Source organism: Salipiger bermudensis (assembly GCF_019801965.1).
Taxonomy (GTDB): Bacteria; Pseudomonadota; Alphaproteobacteria; order Rhodobacterales; family Rhodobacteraceae; genus Salipiger; species Salipiger bermudensis_A.
In genome coordinates this window covers 264,775-280,355 of sequence record NZ_JAHVIA010000007.1, presented here as the reverse complement: position 1 = coordinate 280,355, position 15,581 = coordinate 264,775, and the positions used below count along the sequence as shown (strand labels likewise).

Here is a 15,581-nt window from a genome sequence, read left to right as displayed (position 1 = left end):
GCGGCGGTAACGGCAGCGGTCGGGCGCGCGCCGGATCAGCGGCGCTGGATCTGCCGCAGAACCGCCGCCACGATCGCCTCCGGCCGATCCTCCTGGACCAGGTGGCCCGCGTCGCTGACCGGCTGCACCGGGCGGTCCGAGATCAGCCCCGCAAGTTCCACGCCCTTCTCGAAGGGGATCCAGTCATCCTCGGTGCCCCAGAGCACCGAGACCGGGCAGTCGAGGCGCCCGAGCAGCGGGGCGATCTCGTCGGTGAAGCGCTGGTCCATCTGCGCGATCTGCCGGTAGAAGGCGGGTTGCCCGACCGGGCCGAGCCAGGGCGCGGAATAGATCTCGAGCGCCTCCTCCGAGAGCGGCTTGTGGGCCGCGGTCTGCAGATAGGCCCGCAGCAGCGCGCGGTGCATGTAGTCGGGCATGCCGGCGAAGGCGGCTTCGTGGTTGCGGACATGCTGCACGAAGGGCGAGCCCCAGGGCGCTAGCGCGACAGCGTCGAAGATCGTCAGCGAGGCGTAGCGCAGACCGTCGAGATACCAGGCCCGCAGCGCGGTCGCGCCGCCGAAATCATGCGCCAGGACATCGGGGCGCTCCAGCTGCCATTCCGCGAAGAGCCCGGCCAGCGCCCGGTTCTGCACCGCGAGCGAGACGTCCTGGCCGGCGCGCTTCTCCGACGCCCCGTAGCCCACCAGGTCGAAGTAATAGACGCTGCGCCGATCGGCGAGCTCGGGCAGGATCCGGCGCCAGACCTGCGAGGAGAACGGCGTGCCGTGGATCGCCACGAGCGGCGGGCCGCTGCCGATCCGGCCCCAGCGCACGGTGTTGCCAGCGATCGTCGCGGTGTTCGGAAGGTCGAGCATTCGGGTCACGTCTTTCGTCTTGGGGCCGGTCCGCGCCGGCGCGGGCGTCTCATGGCGGGCAGGGCTCCGCGGCGTCATCGTCAACCTATCCGGGCGCGCGCGCCTTCGGAAGACGCTCTGAAGCACCGCCGCCTCCCGGACCGCGCAGGCGCCCGCACAACGCCGTTCATGCCCACCGTCCCCCGCACGGCCCCCGGCAAGGGCACCACCCGCGGTCTTCTTCTGGCCAAAAAATATCCCGGGGGAGTCCGCGGCACGCGGACGGGGGCAGCGCCCCCAACCGACGCGTGCCATCCCGCGCGACGCCAGGAAAGCCAGCCCGTCGCCGCCGCGAACCCGCCCACCCGGGCACGCGAACTCCCGAGCTTCGCCACCGCGCGAACTTCCCCTAGGCCCCGCCCGCGCGAGGCGCTATAGGGAAGCCCTCTGAAACCGGAACCCGAAGGGTGAACAGCGATGAACGACATGAGCGACATTCCCGCCGTCATGACCGAAATCGGCCGTCGTGCGAAAGCGGCCGCAGCCGAGCTCGCCTTCACCCCGCCAGCCCGCAAGACCGAGGCGCTCGAGGCCGCCGCGGACGCGGTCTGGGCCAAGCGGGCCGAGATCATCGAGGCCAACGCGCAGGACCTGCAATTCGGCCGCGACAAGGGCCTGACCGAGGCGATGATGGACCGGCTGCTGCTCACCGAGGAGCGCATCAAGGGCATCGTCGGCGGCCTGCGCGCGATCGCGGCGCAGGAGGATCCGGTCGGCAAGGTGATCGCCGAGTGGGACCAGCCCAGCGGGCTGCACATCAAGCGCGTGCGCACGCCGCTCGGCGTGGTGGGGGTGATCTACGAATCGCGTCCCAACGTCACCGCCGATGCCGGTGCGCTGTGCCTGAAATCGGGCAACGCGGTGATCCTGCGCGGCGGCTCCGAGAGCTTCCACTCCTCGCGCGCCATCCATGCCTGCCTCGTCGCGGGGCTGGTCAAGGCCGGCCTGCCGGAGGATGCGATCCAGCTCGTGCCGACGCGCGACCGCGGCGCGGTGACCGAGCTCTTGCACATGACCGACTATGTCGACGTCATCGTGCCGCGCGGCGGCAAGGGGCTGGTGGGGCTCGTGCAGCGCGAGGCGCGGGTGCCGGTCTTTGCCCATCTCGAGGGCATCGTGCACATCTACATCGATGCCTCCGCCGACCCGGTGAAGGCGCTTCAGGTGGTGCTCAACGCCAAGACCCGGCGCACCGGCATCTGCGGCGCCGCCGAGTGCCTGCTGATCCACCGCGACGCGGTCGACACCATCGGGCAGGGCGTGATCCGTGCGCTGCTCGAGGCCGGGGTCGAGGTGCGCGCCGACGCCACGCTGCAGACCATCGAGGGCACGGCGGCGGCCACCGACGAGGATTGGGGCCGCGAATATCTCGACAGCATCATCGCCGCGAAGGTGGTCGAGGACGAGGACGCCGCCATCGCGCATATCCGCGCGTTCGGTTCCGATCACACCGACTGCATCCTCGCCGAGGATCCGGCGGCGATCGAGCGCTTCGTGGAGCGGGTCGACAGCGCCATCGTGATGATCAACGCCTCGACCCAGTTCGCCGATGGCGGCGAATTCGGCATGGGGGCGGAGATCGGCATCGCCACCGGCAAGATGCATGCCCGTGGCCCGGTGGGCGCGGAGCAGCTGACTTCGTTCAAATACGTGGTCCGCGCCGACGGCGCGCTGCGCCCGTAGGCCCCGGAGGGGGCCGCGGGTCTCGCGGCGGGCTCAGCCCAGCCGTATTGAGACGGCGGCCTCCCCGGTGGTGAGCTCGAGCTTGCGCCCGCGTTCGGGCGCAAGCATCGCCAGAAGCGCAAACTGCACCCGGGCGGGGGCCAGGTCTGCGGGCAGGGCGCCGCCCTGCAGGATCTTCCAGAGCGCCGGCTCGATCCCGAGCCGCGGGCCGGTTCCGGTGATGCGCCAGCCGCCGGCCTCCGATGCGATCACCACGCGCCCACCCAGCGGCAGCGCCGTCTCGCAGCAGAGCGCCGCGAGGAAGGCCAGCTGCACGTCGCGCCGCTCGGCATCTCCGGGGGCTTGCCAGAGCAGGGCGAGCCGGCTGCCCCCGGCGTAGTCGGTGAGCAGCTTCCCGGCCTCCGCCGCCCCGATCCTCTGCTCCGCCGAGGCGGCGCCGAAGGCGACGCGGAAGAAATTGATCCGTGCCGAGGCCGAGGCGCAGCTCTGCGCGATCAGCGCCATCTCGTCGCTGCCGGGGCTGCCCGACAGGGCGATCAGCTCGAGCCCGTTGGAGATCGCCCCCACCGGGCTCACCAGATCGTGACAGAGCCGGGACCCTACCAGACCTGCGATGCGCGCGTTATCAAGGCTCATGGCAGGCGCCCCGGCGCCGGGACGCGACAGCACAAGGTGGATGAAGAGATCATGGACGACCTCAACGCATTACTCGAGCCCGGCATGCTGGTCTCCCATCCCGATCGACCCGACTGGGGCGTCGGGCAGGTGCAATCCAATATCGGCGGCCGCATCACGGTCAACTTCCGCGAGGAGGGCAAGGTGGTGATCGATGGCAGCCGGGTGACCCTGCTGCCGGTCTTCGGGGAGTGATAGCCAGTCATATCTTAATGCGAGGTTAACCCAGTTTCCGCGCTGTCGCTGCGGAGCAGGCTAACCGAGACTGGCGCAGGCGCCGAGGCAAAAGCCCGGGCGAAACCGGTTTTCCTTTGCGCCGGCCCGGATTATGAACGAGCGGAGCGACCGGAAGAGGGACGCATGGCTCTGGACGACGCAGATTTCACCGTGCGGCTGGCCCGCGACGAGGCCGATCTCCGGGCCGCGCAACGCCTGCGCTACGAGGTGTTCGTCGCCGAGCTCGGGGGCGGCGGGGCGCTGGTAGATCACGCGGAGCGCCTCGAGCGCGACCGCTTCGATCCGTTCTTCGATCACCTGATCCTGACCGACGCGCGCCGCGAGGACGCGGTGGTCGGCGTCTACCGCCTGCTGCGCGACGATCAGGCCGAGGCCGCCGGGCAGTTCTATTCCGAGGACGAGTACGATCTGGCGCCGCTGCGCGCCTCGGGGCGGCGGCTGCTGGAGCTCGGGCGCTCCTGCCTGCATCCCGAGTATCGCGGGGGCACGGCGATGATGCACCTGTGGAACGCGCTGGCGGATTACGTCCGCAGCCATGGCATCGAGATCCTCTTCGGCACCGCCTCGTTCCATGGCACCGACGTGGCCGCGCTGGCGCAGCCGCTGTCGCTGCTGCATCACCGTCACCTCGCGCCGGAGCCGCTGCGGGTGCGCTCGAAGCGTTTCCAGAGCATGGACCTCCTGCCCGAGCCCGAGATCGACCGCCGCGCGGCGATGCGCGACGTGCCGGCGCTGATCAAGGGCTACCTGCGGCTCGGCGGGGTGGTGGGCGAGGGCGCCTTCGTCGATCACGCCTTCAACACCACCGACATCTGCCTGGTGATGGACACCGCACGCCTCAACGAGAAGGCCGCCGGGATCTACACGCGGGGGCGCGGGTGAGCGGGCCGACCTGGCGCGGCGACGCGCCGGAGCCGGTGCGCCTCTCCGCGGCGGATTGGGGGCGCGTGGCCCTGCGCGGGCCGGCGCTGGCGCTGGTGATCCTGCTGGGCGTGCTGCTGACGCTGCCGCTGCGGCTGATCGAGCGCCCGCTCTGCGGCCAGCGCCGCCCGCTGACGCCGCTCCTCACGCAAGCGGTGTCGCGGCTGGCACTGGTGATCCTCGGCATCGGCCTCGTGACCCGCGGCCCCCGGCTCTCCGGCCCCGGCGCGCTGGTGGCAAACCACGCGAGCTGGCTCGACATCTTCGCGCTGAACGCACGGCGCACCGTTTATTTCGTCTCCAAGGCCGAGGTCTCGGGCTGGCCCGGCATCGGGACGCTGGCGCGCCTCACCGGCACCGTCTTCATCACCCGCGATCCGCGCGCCGCGGCCGAGCAGAAGCGGGTTTTCGAGGAGCGGCTGCTGCATGGCCACCGGCTGCTGTTCTTTCCCGAGGGCACATCGACCGACGGCCAGCGGATCCTGCCGTTCAAGCCGACCCTCTTCGCGGCCTTCTTCAGCGACCACCTGCGCCACGAGATGGCGCTGCAGGCGGTGACGGTGATCTGGCACGCCCCGGCGGGCGAGGACCCGCGCTTCTACGGCTGGTGGGGGGACATGGGCTTCGGGCCGCATCTGCTGAAGGTGCTGGCGTCGCGGCGGCGCGGGCGGGTGGAGCTCATCTATCACCCGCCGGTGCGGGTCGACGATCACCCCAACCGCAAGACGCTTGCGGCGCATCTCGAGGACGAGGTGCGCAGCGTCCACCCGGCGGGGCACTGACGTTCGTTATTTCAGAGGGGTTGCGGCGCGGACTGCGTCCGCGCCGCCCGGGGGCGCGCCGCTGCGCGGCGCGCGGCCCGTGACGCCCGTGTCGCTACTGTAACTGTCGTGCGTGCCAGCGTCGGGCCTGTCGCTGACGCTTGAAGCGTCAGCCCATCGCGTCGACGAGATCCTTCAGCGCGGCGGCGGGCTCGTCCTGCGACCAGATCTCCTCGCCGATGCCGAAGAAATCGGTGACCGGGGTCAGCTTTGCCACCAGCTCCGCCGTGAGCCCGCCCTCGGCCACCACCGGCAGCTCGATCATCTGCGACCACCACTCGAAGAGGTCGGGCTCGGCCAGCGTGCCGTCGCCCAACGCGGCGCCGCCCACCGGGCCGAAGGAGACGTAATCGGCGCCGCTCTCCCCGGCGGTCATGCCGTCATGGCGCGAGGCGCCGCAGAAGGCGCCGACGATCGCGTCGGGGCCGAGCTCCTTGCGCGCCAGCCGCACCGAGCGCGCGCCGTCGGTCAGGTGGACCCCGTCGAGCCCCAGCCGCTGCGCCAGCACCACGTGGGTGTCGATCACCAGCGCCACGTCATGGGCATGCGCCACCTCGCGCACCGCGTCGGCGGCGCGCATGATACGATCCTCGTCGCGGGTCGCCAGCGCCAGCCGGATACAGGCGATCGGCGCCGCGTTCAGCACCGCGTCGAGCTGCGCCGGGAAGGCGGAGAGATCGAACTCCGGCGGGGTGATCAGGTAGAGCTGGGGCAGATCGGTGTCGGTCTCGGCCATGGGTATTCTCCGGAAAGCTTCGGCGTCCATACACCGAGTGAGCGCGCGGTGCCAAGGGGGGGCGGGGGCTCTGACAGGCGGGGCCCCGTGGCGGCGTTTGCGAGGGTGCCCGGCGTTTCGGTGGTTGAGGGGGTGGATGCCTCCGGCGGGAGTATTTGGGGACGTAGAGAAGGGGGGATGGGTTTGGGGGCCTGGGGTCGGGGGCGCCAGGTGTTGCGATGGTGGATGGGGTGGATGCCTCCGGCGGGAGTATTTGTGGACGTAGAGAAGGGGGGATGGGTTTGGGGGCCTGGGGTCGCGGGCGCCCGGTGTTGAGATGGTGGATGGGGTGGATGCCTCCGGCGGGAGTATTTGGGGACGTAGAGAAGGGGTGATGGGTTTGGGGGCCTGGGGTCGCGGGCGCCAGGTGTTGCGGTGGTGGAGGGGAGATGCCTCCGGCGGGAGTATTTGGGACGTAGAGAAGAGGGATGGGTGTGGGGCCTTTGGTTCGACGGGACGGGGGAGCCGCGCGGCATGCAGGGGCGATGCGTGCTTGCCCTTGTTTTGCTGGGCGCTTAGGGATGCGCGCGAGACAAAGGAGAGGCCATGCCGAGCGATGTGAAACAGCCCGCCTTCGTGCTGGTGCGCCCGCAGATGGGCGAGAATATCGGAGCCGCCGCGCGCGCCATGTGGAATTTCGGGCTCGACCGGATGCGGCTGGTGAGCCCGCGCGACGGCTGGCCGAACCCGGCCTCCGTGGCCATGGCCTCGGGCGCCGGGCGGTTGCTCGACGACGCGCAGCTCAGCGAGGATGTGGCCGGCGCGGTGGGCGATTGCGACCTCGTCTTCGCCACCACCGCGCGCCAGCGCGGCATGACCAAGCCGGTCTACTCGCCGGAAGAGGCGATGAAGGCGGCCGCCGAGCGCATCGCGCAGGGCGGCCGCGTCGCGGTGATGTTCGGGCCGGAGCGCGCCGGGCTCGAGAATGCCGACGTGGCGCAGGCCAACGCCATCATCTCGGTGCCGGTGAACCCCGAGTTCCCCTCGCTCAACCTCGCGCAATGCGTGCTGCTTTGCGGCTACGAGTGGCGCCGGGCCAGCGCCGCGATCGAGGCGCGGCGCGACGAGATGGCGGGTGCGGCCTGGGCCAGCGGCATCGAGGTCGAGAAGCTCGCGGAGCATTACGAGGAGCGGCTCGAGCAGGCCGGGTTCTTCTTCCCCGACCACAAGGCGCCGGCGATGAAGCTCACGCTGCGCAATCTCTGGTCGCGCATGCCGCTGACCAGCGAGGACGTGCGTACCCTGCACGGCATCCTGCGCCAGATGGTGCGCTGGAAGGAACGCGGCTGAGTCCGCGACCCGGAGCGCTGCGTCACAATGGCGCGCGCAGGTTGAAGCAAGACCGGGGCGGCCCTATCGTCCGCTCCGAACCCAAGCAGAGGTGAGGCATGGCCGGACAGCGAAAGCTCTTCGAGGAGGTCGGCGCCGAGACGCCGAAAGCGCAGCCCGCGGGCGGCATGATCGACAAGGGACGCGGCGGCGCGCGCGGCGCCATCCGGCTCTGGCTGATGCTGCTCTTCGCGCTCGTCATGGCGATGATCGTGGTCGGCGGCATGACGCGGCTCACCGACAGTGGGTTGTCGATCACCGAGTGGAAGCCGGTCACCGGGGCGATCCCGCCGCTCGATGCCAGCCACTGGCAGGAAGAGTTCGAGCTCTACCAGCAGAGCCCGCAATACCGCATCATGAACAACCAGATGACGCTCGCCGAGTTCAAGAGCATCTACTGGTGGGAATGGGGCCATCGCCAGCTCGGCCGGGTGATCGGACTGGTCTGGGCGCTTGGCTTCCTGGGCTTCCTCGTCACGAAGAAGATCCCCACCGGCTGGACCGGGCGTCTGCTGCTGCTGGGTGCGCTCGGCGGGCTGCAGGGCGCGATTGGCTGGTGGATGGTGGCCTCGGGGCTGGTGGGCGAGATGGTCTCGGTCGCCTCCTACCGGCTGGCCACGCATCTCGGCCTCGCCTTCGTGATCCTCGGCTTCATCGCCTGGTACACCTTCGCGCTGGCGCGCCCCGAGCGCGAGCTGATGCAGGCGCGGCGCGGGCGCGAGGCCAAGCTCTTCTCGATGGGCACCGGCCTGATGCACTTCGCCTTCCTGCAGATCCTGCTCGGCGCGCTGGTGGCGGGCATCGATGCCGGCCGCAGCTACACCGACTGGCCGCTGATGGCCGGCGGGTTCTTCCCGCCGCAGCCCTTCGAGATCGTGCCGCTCTGGCGCAACTTCTTCGAGGATCCGGGGCTCGTCCAGTTCATGCACCGCATGGCGGGCTACCTGCTCTTCGTCTTCGGCCTCGTGACCTGGCTCCGGGCGCGCAAATCCGCCAACCCCGACACCCGCTTCCGCTTCAACGCGGTCATGGCGATGATGCTGCTGCAGGTGGTGCTGGGTATCGTCACGGTGCTCTACGTGGCGCAGATGCATATCGCGATCACCCACCAGATCGGCGCCGTGGTGCTCTGGGTCCTGATCATCCGCGCCCGCTTCGGGGCGCAATATCCCAAGGCCCAATCGATCCGGGGGAAAGCCGCATGAGTGCCTTTGACAGTCTGATGAGCTTCCAGCGCGAGACCGGCGCGCTGGCGCAGGTCGCCGGCCGGCTGGGCTGGGACCAGGAGACCATCATGCCGCGCGGCGCCGGTGAGCAGCGCTCGGAGGAGATCGCGGCGATGGAGGCCGTGCTGCATGCCCGCCGCACCGACCCGCGGGTCGGCGAGTGGCTCGACGCCATCGACCCGGAGGCGCTCGACGCCGAGGGCAAGGCGCAGCTGCGCCATATCCGCCGCTCCTACGAGCGCACGCTCAGGGTGCCGAGCAAGCTGGCCAGCGATCTGGCGCGGCTGACCTCGCGCGCCCACCGGGTCTGGGCCGAGGCGCGGGCCGACGACAACTTCGCCGCCTTCGCGCCGGTGCTGCGCGAGGTGGTCAGCCTCAAGCGCGAGGAGGGCGCGGCACTGGCGGCGGGCGGCAATGTCTATGATGCCATGCTCGAGGATTACGAGCCCGGCGCCACCGCGGCGCAGCTTGGCGAGATGTTCGGCGCGCTGCGCCCGCGCCTCGTGGCGCTGCGGCAGGCGGTGCTGGAGAAGCCCCAGCCTCGCGCGCTGCGCGGTCCGTTCGACGAGCAGGCGCAGATGACGCTGGCGCTGACCATCGCCAAGACCTTCGGCTACGAGATGTCGCGCGGGCGGCTCGACAAGTCGGTGCACCCGTTCAGCTCGGGCTCCGGCGATGACGTGCGCATCACCACGCGAACCAACGCGCTCGACCCGTTCAACTGCCTTTACTCGACGATCCACGAGGTCGGCCATGCCTGCTACGAGCAGAACGTGCGCAAGGCCTATCGCTTCACGCCGCTGGGTGCGGGCGTGTCGATGGGCGTGCACGAGAGCCAGAGCCGGATCTACGAGAACCAGCTCGGCCGGTCGCGCGCCTTCACCAGCTGGCTCTACGCCCGCATGGTCGAGGCCTATGGCGATCTCGGGCTCGACGGGCCCGACGCCTTCTACGCCGCGGTCAACCGCGTGCAGAACGGCTATATCCGCACCGAGGCCGACGAGGTGCAATACAACCTCCACGTCCTGCTGCGCTTCGATCTCGAGCGCGCGCTGATCGCCGGCGATCTCGAGGTCGACGATCTCGAGGCGGCGTGGAACGAGCGCTTCCTGGCGGATTTCGGCTACGAGGTCGACAAGCCCTCCGACGGCGTCCTGCAGGATGTGCACTGGTCAGCGGGGCTGTTCGGCTACTTCCCGACCTATTCGCTGGGCAATGTCTATGCCGGCTGCCTGCATCGCTCGCTCCGGGAGGCGGTCCCGGATCTCGATGCGCAGCTGGAGCAGGGCGATCTGCGGACGGCGACCGGCTGGCTGGCCGAGAACGTGCAGCAATATGGCGGGCTCTACGAGCCGCGCGAGGTCATCACCCGGGCCTGTGGCGGGGCGCCCTCGGAGGGCGCGCTGCTCGATTATCTCGAAGAGAAGTTCGGCGCGATCTACAGCGTCTGAGACGGGGCGCGATCAGCGCCGGCGCGAAACCGGGCGGCCTTTCCGGGGGCGCCCGATGCGGCGCCTGTGCGCCGCGGGGTGTTGCTGTCTCGGGACGGGTGAGGGGCCGCGCGTGTCGGGGCGCCAGCGTGGCAGGTGCGGTTACGCGTCATTCGCGATGGTGGTGCCGGTGGCGTCGCCGAAGCACTTGATGATCCAGTCCACGGCGCGGCGCATGCCGGGATCGTTGCGGCGGCTCTCGTGGTAGAACAGCCAGACGTCTTCATGCCGCGTTGGCGCGTTCGGAAACACCGGCACGAGATCGGGATCGCTCGCGGCCAGCAGGTCGGGCAGGGGGCCGGGAAGCCGGGTGACCTTCATCAGGCGGTGCAGCGCCATCAGGCTGTCGACGCGCAGCTTGGGTTCGCGGCCGAAGTGGCTGTGGCCGAACTGCATGAGGGGCGAGTCGTCATGGCCCTCGCCAAGGCCGGCCCATTCCTCACCCACGGGCGCGTCACTGAAGCCGTAGAAGCGGAAATCCATCTCGCCGACCTTGCGGGCGATGATGCGGCCCTGATCGGGGCGGTTGTATTGCAGCACGAGATCGTGGTCGCCGAGCCCTTCGCGGAAGATCCGGTCGGAGAAGTTGAGCCGGACCCCCTCGAGCATCGGCTTGTGCGTCGTCAGCCCGGGAAACAGGACCATCGAGGTGATGATCGGCAGGCTGCCGACATTGATCGTTACCGGCTCTGAGTCGGTGTTGGCGGCCTGCGTGTTGAGCGCGGCCTGCAGCTCCCCGTCGAAGCTTTGGGCGAGGTTGATGAGCGAGGCCACCGCCTCGGACGGGCGCCAGCCATCCCCGGTCTTGACGAAAGCCGGCATCCCGAGCGTCTCGGAGAGGCGCTCGATCCGGCGAGACACGGTGGCGGTGTTGGTGCCGAGGCTCTTGGCGGCGGCGGTCATCGTCCCGGTCTTTGATAGCGCTACCAGAAAGCGCAGATCGTCCCAGTTATTCATCGTGTCGTGCTCAATACCTACAGAGACAGTTCATCGCTAACCGCACGGAAGATGCGGGTGAGACAGACAGGGACTTAGTCTGAGCACTGTCGGAATCGATACCTGACTATCTACTAAAGACATCTCTAGGATGCGTAATATGTTTTTGCAATAGTGCTATTACATATCTGCAAGGCGACTAAGGTATTGATAGTGCGCCAAAGTTTATCAAAATGATCGGCCCGCCACTCCTGAGGGAGTGGCGGGCCGATCATTTGTACTCACACTTTCTGTTGATCGAAGACGGCGAGAAAACCCGTGCGCGCGCCGGATCAGCCGAAATGGCCGCCGAAGCTGGACCGGTAGATCTCGGAGAGCTCCGAAAGCGCGGCCTCGCTGCCGCCGAGCTTCACGCCCTCGCCGTGGAATCGGCCCACGGTCTGCACCGTGACGCCAGCCTGTCCGGCGGCGATCATCAGCGCCTCGGCGGCGTCGAAGCTGCAGGCGATCAGGTAGCGGCCCTGGTCCTCGCCGAAGAGCTCGGCGGTGTCGGCGCTGTCGAGCACCACGCCGACGCCCGAGGCCTCAGCCATCTCGAAGGCTGCGAGCGCCAGACCGCCATCACTGAGATCGGTGCAGCACTTGATCCACTCGCGGTTGGCGCGGATGAACTCGCCGTTGCGCTTTTCTTCGGTCAAGTCGACCGCGGGCGCGTCGCCGTCCTCGCGGTTGAACACCTCCGCCAGCAGGGCGGACTGGCCGAGATGGCTGCCGGTGGCGCCGACGAGCAGGGCGACATGGCCGTCGCGGGCATAGCCGAGGATCGGCTCCTCGTCGGCGGCGATCAGGCCCACGGCGCCGATGGTGGGCGTCGGCAGGATGCCCTGGCCGTCGGTCTCGTTGTAGAGCGAGACGTTGCCCGACACGATCGGCATGTCGAGCGCCGAGCAGGCCTCGCCGATGCCGCGCAGCGCCTCGACGAACTGGCCCATGATCTCGGGCTTCTCGGGGTTGCCGAAGTTGAGGTTGTCGGTGGTGGCCAGCGGCAGCGCGCCCACGGCGGTCAGGTTGCGGTAGGCCTCGGCCACCGCCTGCTTGCCGCCCTCGACCGGGTTGGCCTTGACGTAGCGCGGGGTCACATCGGAGGTGAAGGCGAGCTTCTTGTCGGTGCCATGCACGCGGATCACGCCCGAGCCGAAGCCGGGGATGCGCATGGTGTCGGCCATGACCTGGCTGTCATACTGCTCGTAGACCCATTCGCGCGAGCAGTAGTTGGGCGAGGCGACCAGCGCCTTCAGCGCGTCGATCGGATCAACCTGCGGCACGTCGGCCAGCGCCTCGGCGGGCTCGGAAGGCACCCAGGGGCGATCGTATTCCGGCGCCGAGGACGACAGGCGCGACAGCGGCATGTCGGCCTTCACCTCGCCGTTGTGGACGATCAGGAAGCGGTCTTCCTCGATGGTCTCGCCGACGATGGCGAAATCGAGATCCCACTTGTCGAACACCGCCTTGGCCTCGGCCTCCTTGGCCGGGTCGAGCACCATGAGCATGCGCTCCTGGCTCTCCGAGAGCATCATCTCGTAGGCGGTCATGTTCTTTTCGCGCTGCGGCACCTTCTCGAGGTCGAGCCGTACGCCGAGGCCGCCCTTGTCGCCCATCTCCACGGCGGAGCAGGTCAGGCCCGCGGCGCCCATGTCCTGGATTGAGATCACCGCGCCGGTCTGCATCAGCTCGAGGCAGGCTTCCATCAGGCGCTTCTCGGTGAACGGGTCGCCGACCTGGACGGTGGGGCGCTTCTCCTCGATGGATTCGTCGAACTCGGCCGAGGCCATGGTCGCGCCGCCGACGCCGTCGCGGCCGGTCTTGGCGCCGAGATAGACCACCGGCATGCCGATGCCGGAGGCGGCGGAGTAGAAGATCTTGTCGGCATCGGCGAGGCCCGCCGCGAAGGCGTTGACCAGGCAGTTGCCGTTATAGGCCGGGTGGAAGCGCACTTCGCCGCCGGCGGTGGGCACGCCGAAGCAGTTGCCGTAGCCGCCCACGCCTTCGACCACGCCATGCACGAGGCGGCGGGTCTTGGGGTGATCCTTCTCGCCGAAGCTCAGCGAGTTCATCGCGGCGATCGGGCGGGCGCCCATGGTGAAGACATCGCGCAGGATGCCGCCCACGCCGGTGGCCGCGCCCTGGTAGGGCTCGATATAGGAGGGGTGGTTGTGGCTCTCCATCTTGAAGACCACCGCCTGGCCATCGCCGATATCGACCACGCCGGCATTCTCGCCGGGGCCGCAGATCACCTGCGGGCCGGTGGTCGGCAGGTTCTTCAGGTGGATCTTCGACGACTTGTAGGAACAGTGCTCGTTCCACATGGCGGAAAAGATCCCGAGCTCGGTGAAGGTCGGCTCGCGATTGAGGATCTGAAGGATGCGTGCGTATTCATCCGGCTTGATGCCGTGCGCCTCGATCAGCTCTTCGGTGATGGCCGGTTCCTGCATGCTCATACCCCTCTGGCAATCCTGCGCGCTCTTTAAGGCAAGGGTGACGCAGTGGGAAGGGGGCTGAGCGCCGCTCAGGGCCGGGTTGCAGAGAAAAGGTTGATGCGGGCGGGGATATGGCAGCCCTGCGCGTCGTCATAGGCGGCAAAGGCGGCGCGCATCTGCTCGACAAGCGCCGCGCGGTCGGCCTCGGTGCCGCCCTTGGCGCGCAGCTGCGCCGGGATCGGGCCGATATACTGCGTCAGCTCCGCCGCCTCGGCGCTGCCGCCGGGCATCTCGAGGGTGGTGTCGATCTCCTCTGCCCGCGGGTCCTTGAAGCCGGCCGTGGTCAGCAGCTGCCTCACCCGCGGGCCATCGGCAAAGGCAGTGGGGCCGGGGGCGTGCGGGTCGCCGGGCTCGGAAGGGCCGAGTCGCGCCTCGGCGACGCGCTTGGCGAGGCCGAACCACGGGTTGTGCGCGGCGGCGGCCCAGGCGGCGAAGACCAGCCGCCCGCCGGGGCGCAGGTGGCGGTGGAGGTTGGCAAAGCCCGCCACCGGGTCGGCGAAGAACATCAGCCCCATCCGCGAGACGCAGAGATCGAAGGGAGCGCCCTCATGCGCCCATGTCTGGGCATCGGCGACGAGGAAGTCCGGCGCGCAGGTCACCCCCTCGCTGCGCGACCGCCCGACCTCGACCAGCGGGGCGGAGATGTCGAGCCCGAGCACGTGGCCATCGCGACCGACGCGCTGGCCCGCCGCGATGGCCACCGCACCGGCACCGCAGCCGATGTCGATCACCCGCTCGCCGGGGCGCGGATCGGCGGCGTCGAGGATAATGTCGGTGAGCCGCGCGTGCAGCTGGTCGAGCTCGTGGTGCAGCCGCACCCAGTGCTGGCCGGGGCCGGTGCTCCAGAAGGCTTCCTGCCCCGCATTCGGCCCGTCTGTCATGCTGTCGGTCATCGTTGGTCCCCCCATGATGGAGCCTACCCAAGAATCCGGATGGGCGCGGCCAAAAAAAAGGCCGAGCACAAAGCTCGGCCGAAGTCCAACAGGGAGGTATGAAGATGATGCGCGCTCGGGCGCTTCAAGCTTCATCTGCCGAATATGTTATCAGTTCTGAGTCGATCAAGGGAGAAGATGCCGCAGGAGCAGCATTGCCGCCATGAATGTGGCGCATAGCTCACACTTTTAGGGCGAGTTCAGTCCGCTCCCATAGCCCGAAGCTGCCGCCGGTGGGCAAAGATTTCTTCCTGAACGAAATCTCGGAAAGCCGCTACACGCTTGGAATGGCGCAACTCTTCCGGGTAAGCGAGGAACACCGGAACCTCGTTGCTCTCGATTTCGGGCAGCACGCGAACCACCGAGGGGAAATCTTCGATGATGTAATCGGGTAGGACGCCGATGCCCAGATTTGCGACCACGGCCTGCAACACGCCGAAATAGTTGTTGACCGTGAGCGCGGTCTGGATGTCGTAGGTCAGCAGCTCCTGCACCAGCAGCTTGCCGGCGGCGACCTGCGAGGAGGAAGGATTCTGGCAGATCAGCCGGTGCTGCGAGAGCTCGTCGAGCGAGCTCGGCACGCCGTGATCGGCGAGATACTCGGGCGAGGCATACATCCGCATCCGGATCGACATCAGGCGCTTGCGGATCAGGTCGGCCTGGCTCGGCTCCTTCATGCGGATGGCGACGTCGGCCTCGCGCATCGGCAGGTCGAGCACGCGCTCCTCGAGCATCAGGTCGATCTTGAGATCGGGAAACTTCTCGTAGAGCTTGGTCAGGCGGGGGGCGAGCCACAGAACGCCGAAGCCGTGGGTGGTGGTGACCTTGAGCTCACCGAACACCTCTTCCTCGCTGTCGCGGATGCGCGCGGTGGCGGCATCGATGCGTTTGACCATCGAGGCGGTGGCGTCGAACAGCAGTTCGCCCTGCTCGGTGAGAATCAGCCCGCGGGCATGGCGGTGAAACAGGGTCGTGTTGAGCGACTCCTCGAGCGAGCGGATCTGCCGCGAGACCGCGGATTGCGACAGATGCAGCGCATCTCCCGCATGTGTCAGGCTGCCCGCATCCGCAACCGCGTGAAATATTCTTAGCTTGTCCCAGTCCATTTCGGTACCCATGCCTGCTC

At 68.6% G+C, this 15,581-nt stretch carries 14 protein-coding genes; 7 read left to right on the top strand and 7 right to left on the bottom strand.

The genetic code is table 11. The annotated features are described in order from the left end of the window. Window positions 1-35 precede the first annotated feature (35 nt). Window positions 36-854, bottom strand: a complete 819-nt coding sequence (locus KUV62_RS17010; protein WP_222604922.1) for an alpha/beta fold hydrolase — start codon at window positions 852-854, stop codon at window positions 36-38. Window positions 855-1,310: 456 nt separating this feature from the next. Here KUV62_RS17010 and KUV62_RS17005 point away from each other — a divergent pair, with 456 nt between their 5' ends. Continuing rightward, window positions 1,311-2,576 carry a glutamate-5-semialdehyde dehydrogenase gene (locus KUV62_RS17005; protein WP_222604921.1) on the top strand — a complete coding sequence of 422 codons (1,266 nt, stop codon included), beginning with the start codon at window positions 1,311-1,313 and terminating at the stop codon, window positions 2,574-2,576. 33 nt (window positions 2,577-2,609) lie between these two features. On the opposite strand, the gene KUV62_RS17000 is transcribed toward KUV62_RS17005, so the two are convergent. After that, window positions 2,610-3,212 (bottom strand): histidine phosphotransferase family protein, encoded by a 603-nt coding sequence (locus KUV62_RS17000; protein WP_222604920.1) that lies wholly within the window; start codon window positions 3,210-3,212, stop codon window positions 2,610-2,612. Window positions 3,213-3,263: 51 nt separating this feature from the next. On the opposite strand from KUV62_RS17000, the gene KUV62_RS16995 reads away from it, so the two are divergent. From KUV62_RS16995 to KUV62_RS16985, 3 genes are all read left to right on the top strand, one after another. Continuing rightward, window positions 3,264-3,446: a DUF3553 domain-containing protein gene (locus tag KUV62_RS16995; RefSeq protein ID WP_222604919.1), complete on the top strand. Its 183-nt coding sequence runs from the start codon at window positions 3,264-3,266 to the stop codon at window positions 3,444-3,446. Between the two features lie 165 nt (window positions 3,447-3,611). Then, complete coding sequence (locus tag KUV62_RS16990; protein WP_222604918.1) at window positions 3,612-4,370, top strand: GNAT family N-acetyltransferase; 759 nt, start codon at window positions 3,612-3,614, stop codon at window positions 4,368-4,370. Next, on the top strand, window positions 4,367-5,191 hold the full coding sequence (locus KUV62_RS16985) for a lysophospholipid acyltransferase family protein (protein WP_222604917.1): 825 nt from the start codon (window positions 4,367-4,369) through the stop codon (window positions 5,189-5,191). The genes KUV62_RS16990 and KUV62_RS16985 overlap by 4 nt, the downstream gene beginning before the upstream one ends. A 148-nt stretch (window positions 5,192-5,339) precedes the next feature. Here KUV62_RS16985 and KUV62_RS16980 read toward each other — a convergent pair whose 3' ends face one another. Then, the gene (locus tag KUV62_RS16980) at window positions 5,340-5,966 is read right to left on the bottom strand and encodes a thiamine phosphate synthase (protein ID WP_222604916.1); all 627 of its coding nucleotides are present in this window, start codon (window positions 5,964-5,966) and stop codon (window positions 5,340-5,342) included. Window positions 5,967-6,551: 585 nt separating this feature from the next. Here KUV62_RS16980 and KUV62_RS16975 point away from each other — a divergent pair. From KUV62_RS16975 to KUV62_RS16965, 3 genes are all read left to right on the top strand, one after another. After that, a complete protein-coding gene (locus KUV62_RS16975; protein WP_222604915.1) occupies window positions 6,552-7,295 on the top strand; it encodes an RNA methyltransferase in 744 nt (247 codons plus the stop codon). A gap of 98 nt (window positions 7,296-7,393) precedes the next feature. Continuing rightward, window positions 7,394-8,539 carry a heme A synthase gene (gene ctaA, locus KUV62_RS16970; RefSeq protein WP_222604914.1) on the top strand — a complete coding sequence of 382 codons (1,146 nt, stop codon included), beginning with the start codon at window positions 7,394-7,396 and terminating at the stop codon, window positions 8,537-8,539. Next, the gene (locus KUV62_RS16965) at window positions 8,536-10,011 is read left to right on the top strand and encodes a carboxypeptidase M32 (protein ID WP_222604913.1); all 1,476 of its coding nucleotides are present in this window, start codon (window positions 8,536-8,538) and stop codon (window positions 10,009-10,011) included. The genes ctaA and KUV62_RS16965 overlap by 4 nt, the downstream gene beginning before the upstream one ends. Window positions 10,012-10,152: 141 nt before the next feature. Here the strand turns inward: KUV62_RS16965 and KUV62_RS16960 are convergent, their stop codons facing one another. The 4 genes from KUV62_RS16960 to KUV62_RS16945 form a co-directional block, all read right to left on the bottom strand. After that, window positions 10,153-11,007 (bottom strand): LysR family transcriptional regulator, encoded by an 855-nt coding sequence (locus KUV62_RS16960; RefSeq protein ID WP_222604912.1) that lies wholly within the window; start codon window positions 11,005-11,007, stop codon window positions 10,153-10,155. Window positions 11,008-11,318: 311 nt separating this feature from the next. After that, complete coding sequence (purL, locus tag KUV62_RS16955; RefSeq protein ID WP_222604911.1) at window positions 11,319-13,478, bottom strand: phosphoribosylformylglycinamidine synthase subunit PurL; 2,160 nt, start codon at window positions 13,476-13,478, stop codon at window positions 11,319-11,321. Window positions 13,479-13,552: 74 nt separating this feature from the next. After that, window positions 13,553-14,416, bottom strand: coding sequence for a class I SAM-dependent methyltransferase (locus KUV62_RS16950; RefSeq protein WP_222604910.1), 864 nt, complete (start codon window positions 14,414-14,416; stop codon window positions 13,553-13,555). Window positions 14,417-14,655: 239 nt separating this feature from the next. Continuing rightward, complete coding sequence (locus KUV62_RS16945) at window positions 14,656-15,561, bottom strand: LysR family transcriptional regulator (RefSeq protein WP_222605007.1); 906 nt, start codon at window positions 15,559-15,561, stop codon at window positions 14,656-14,658. Between the last annotated feature and the right edge of the window lie 20 nt (window positions 15,562-15,581).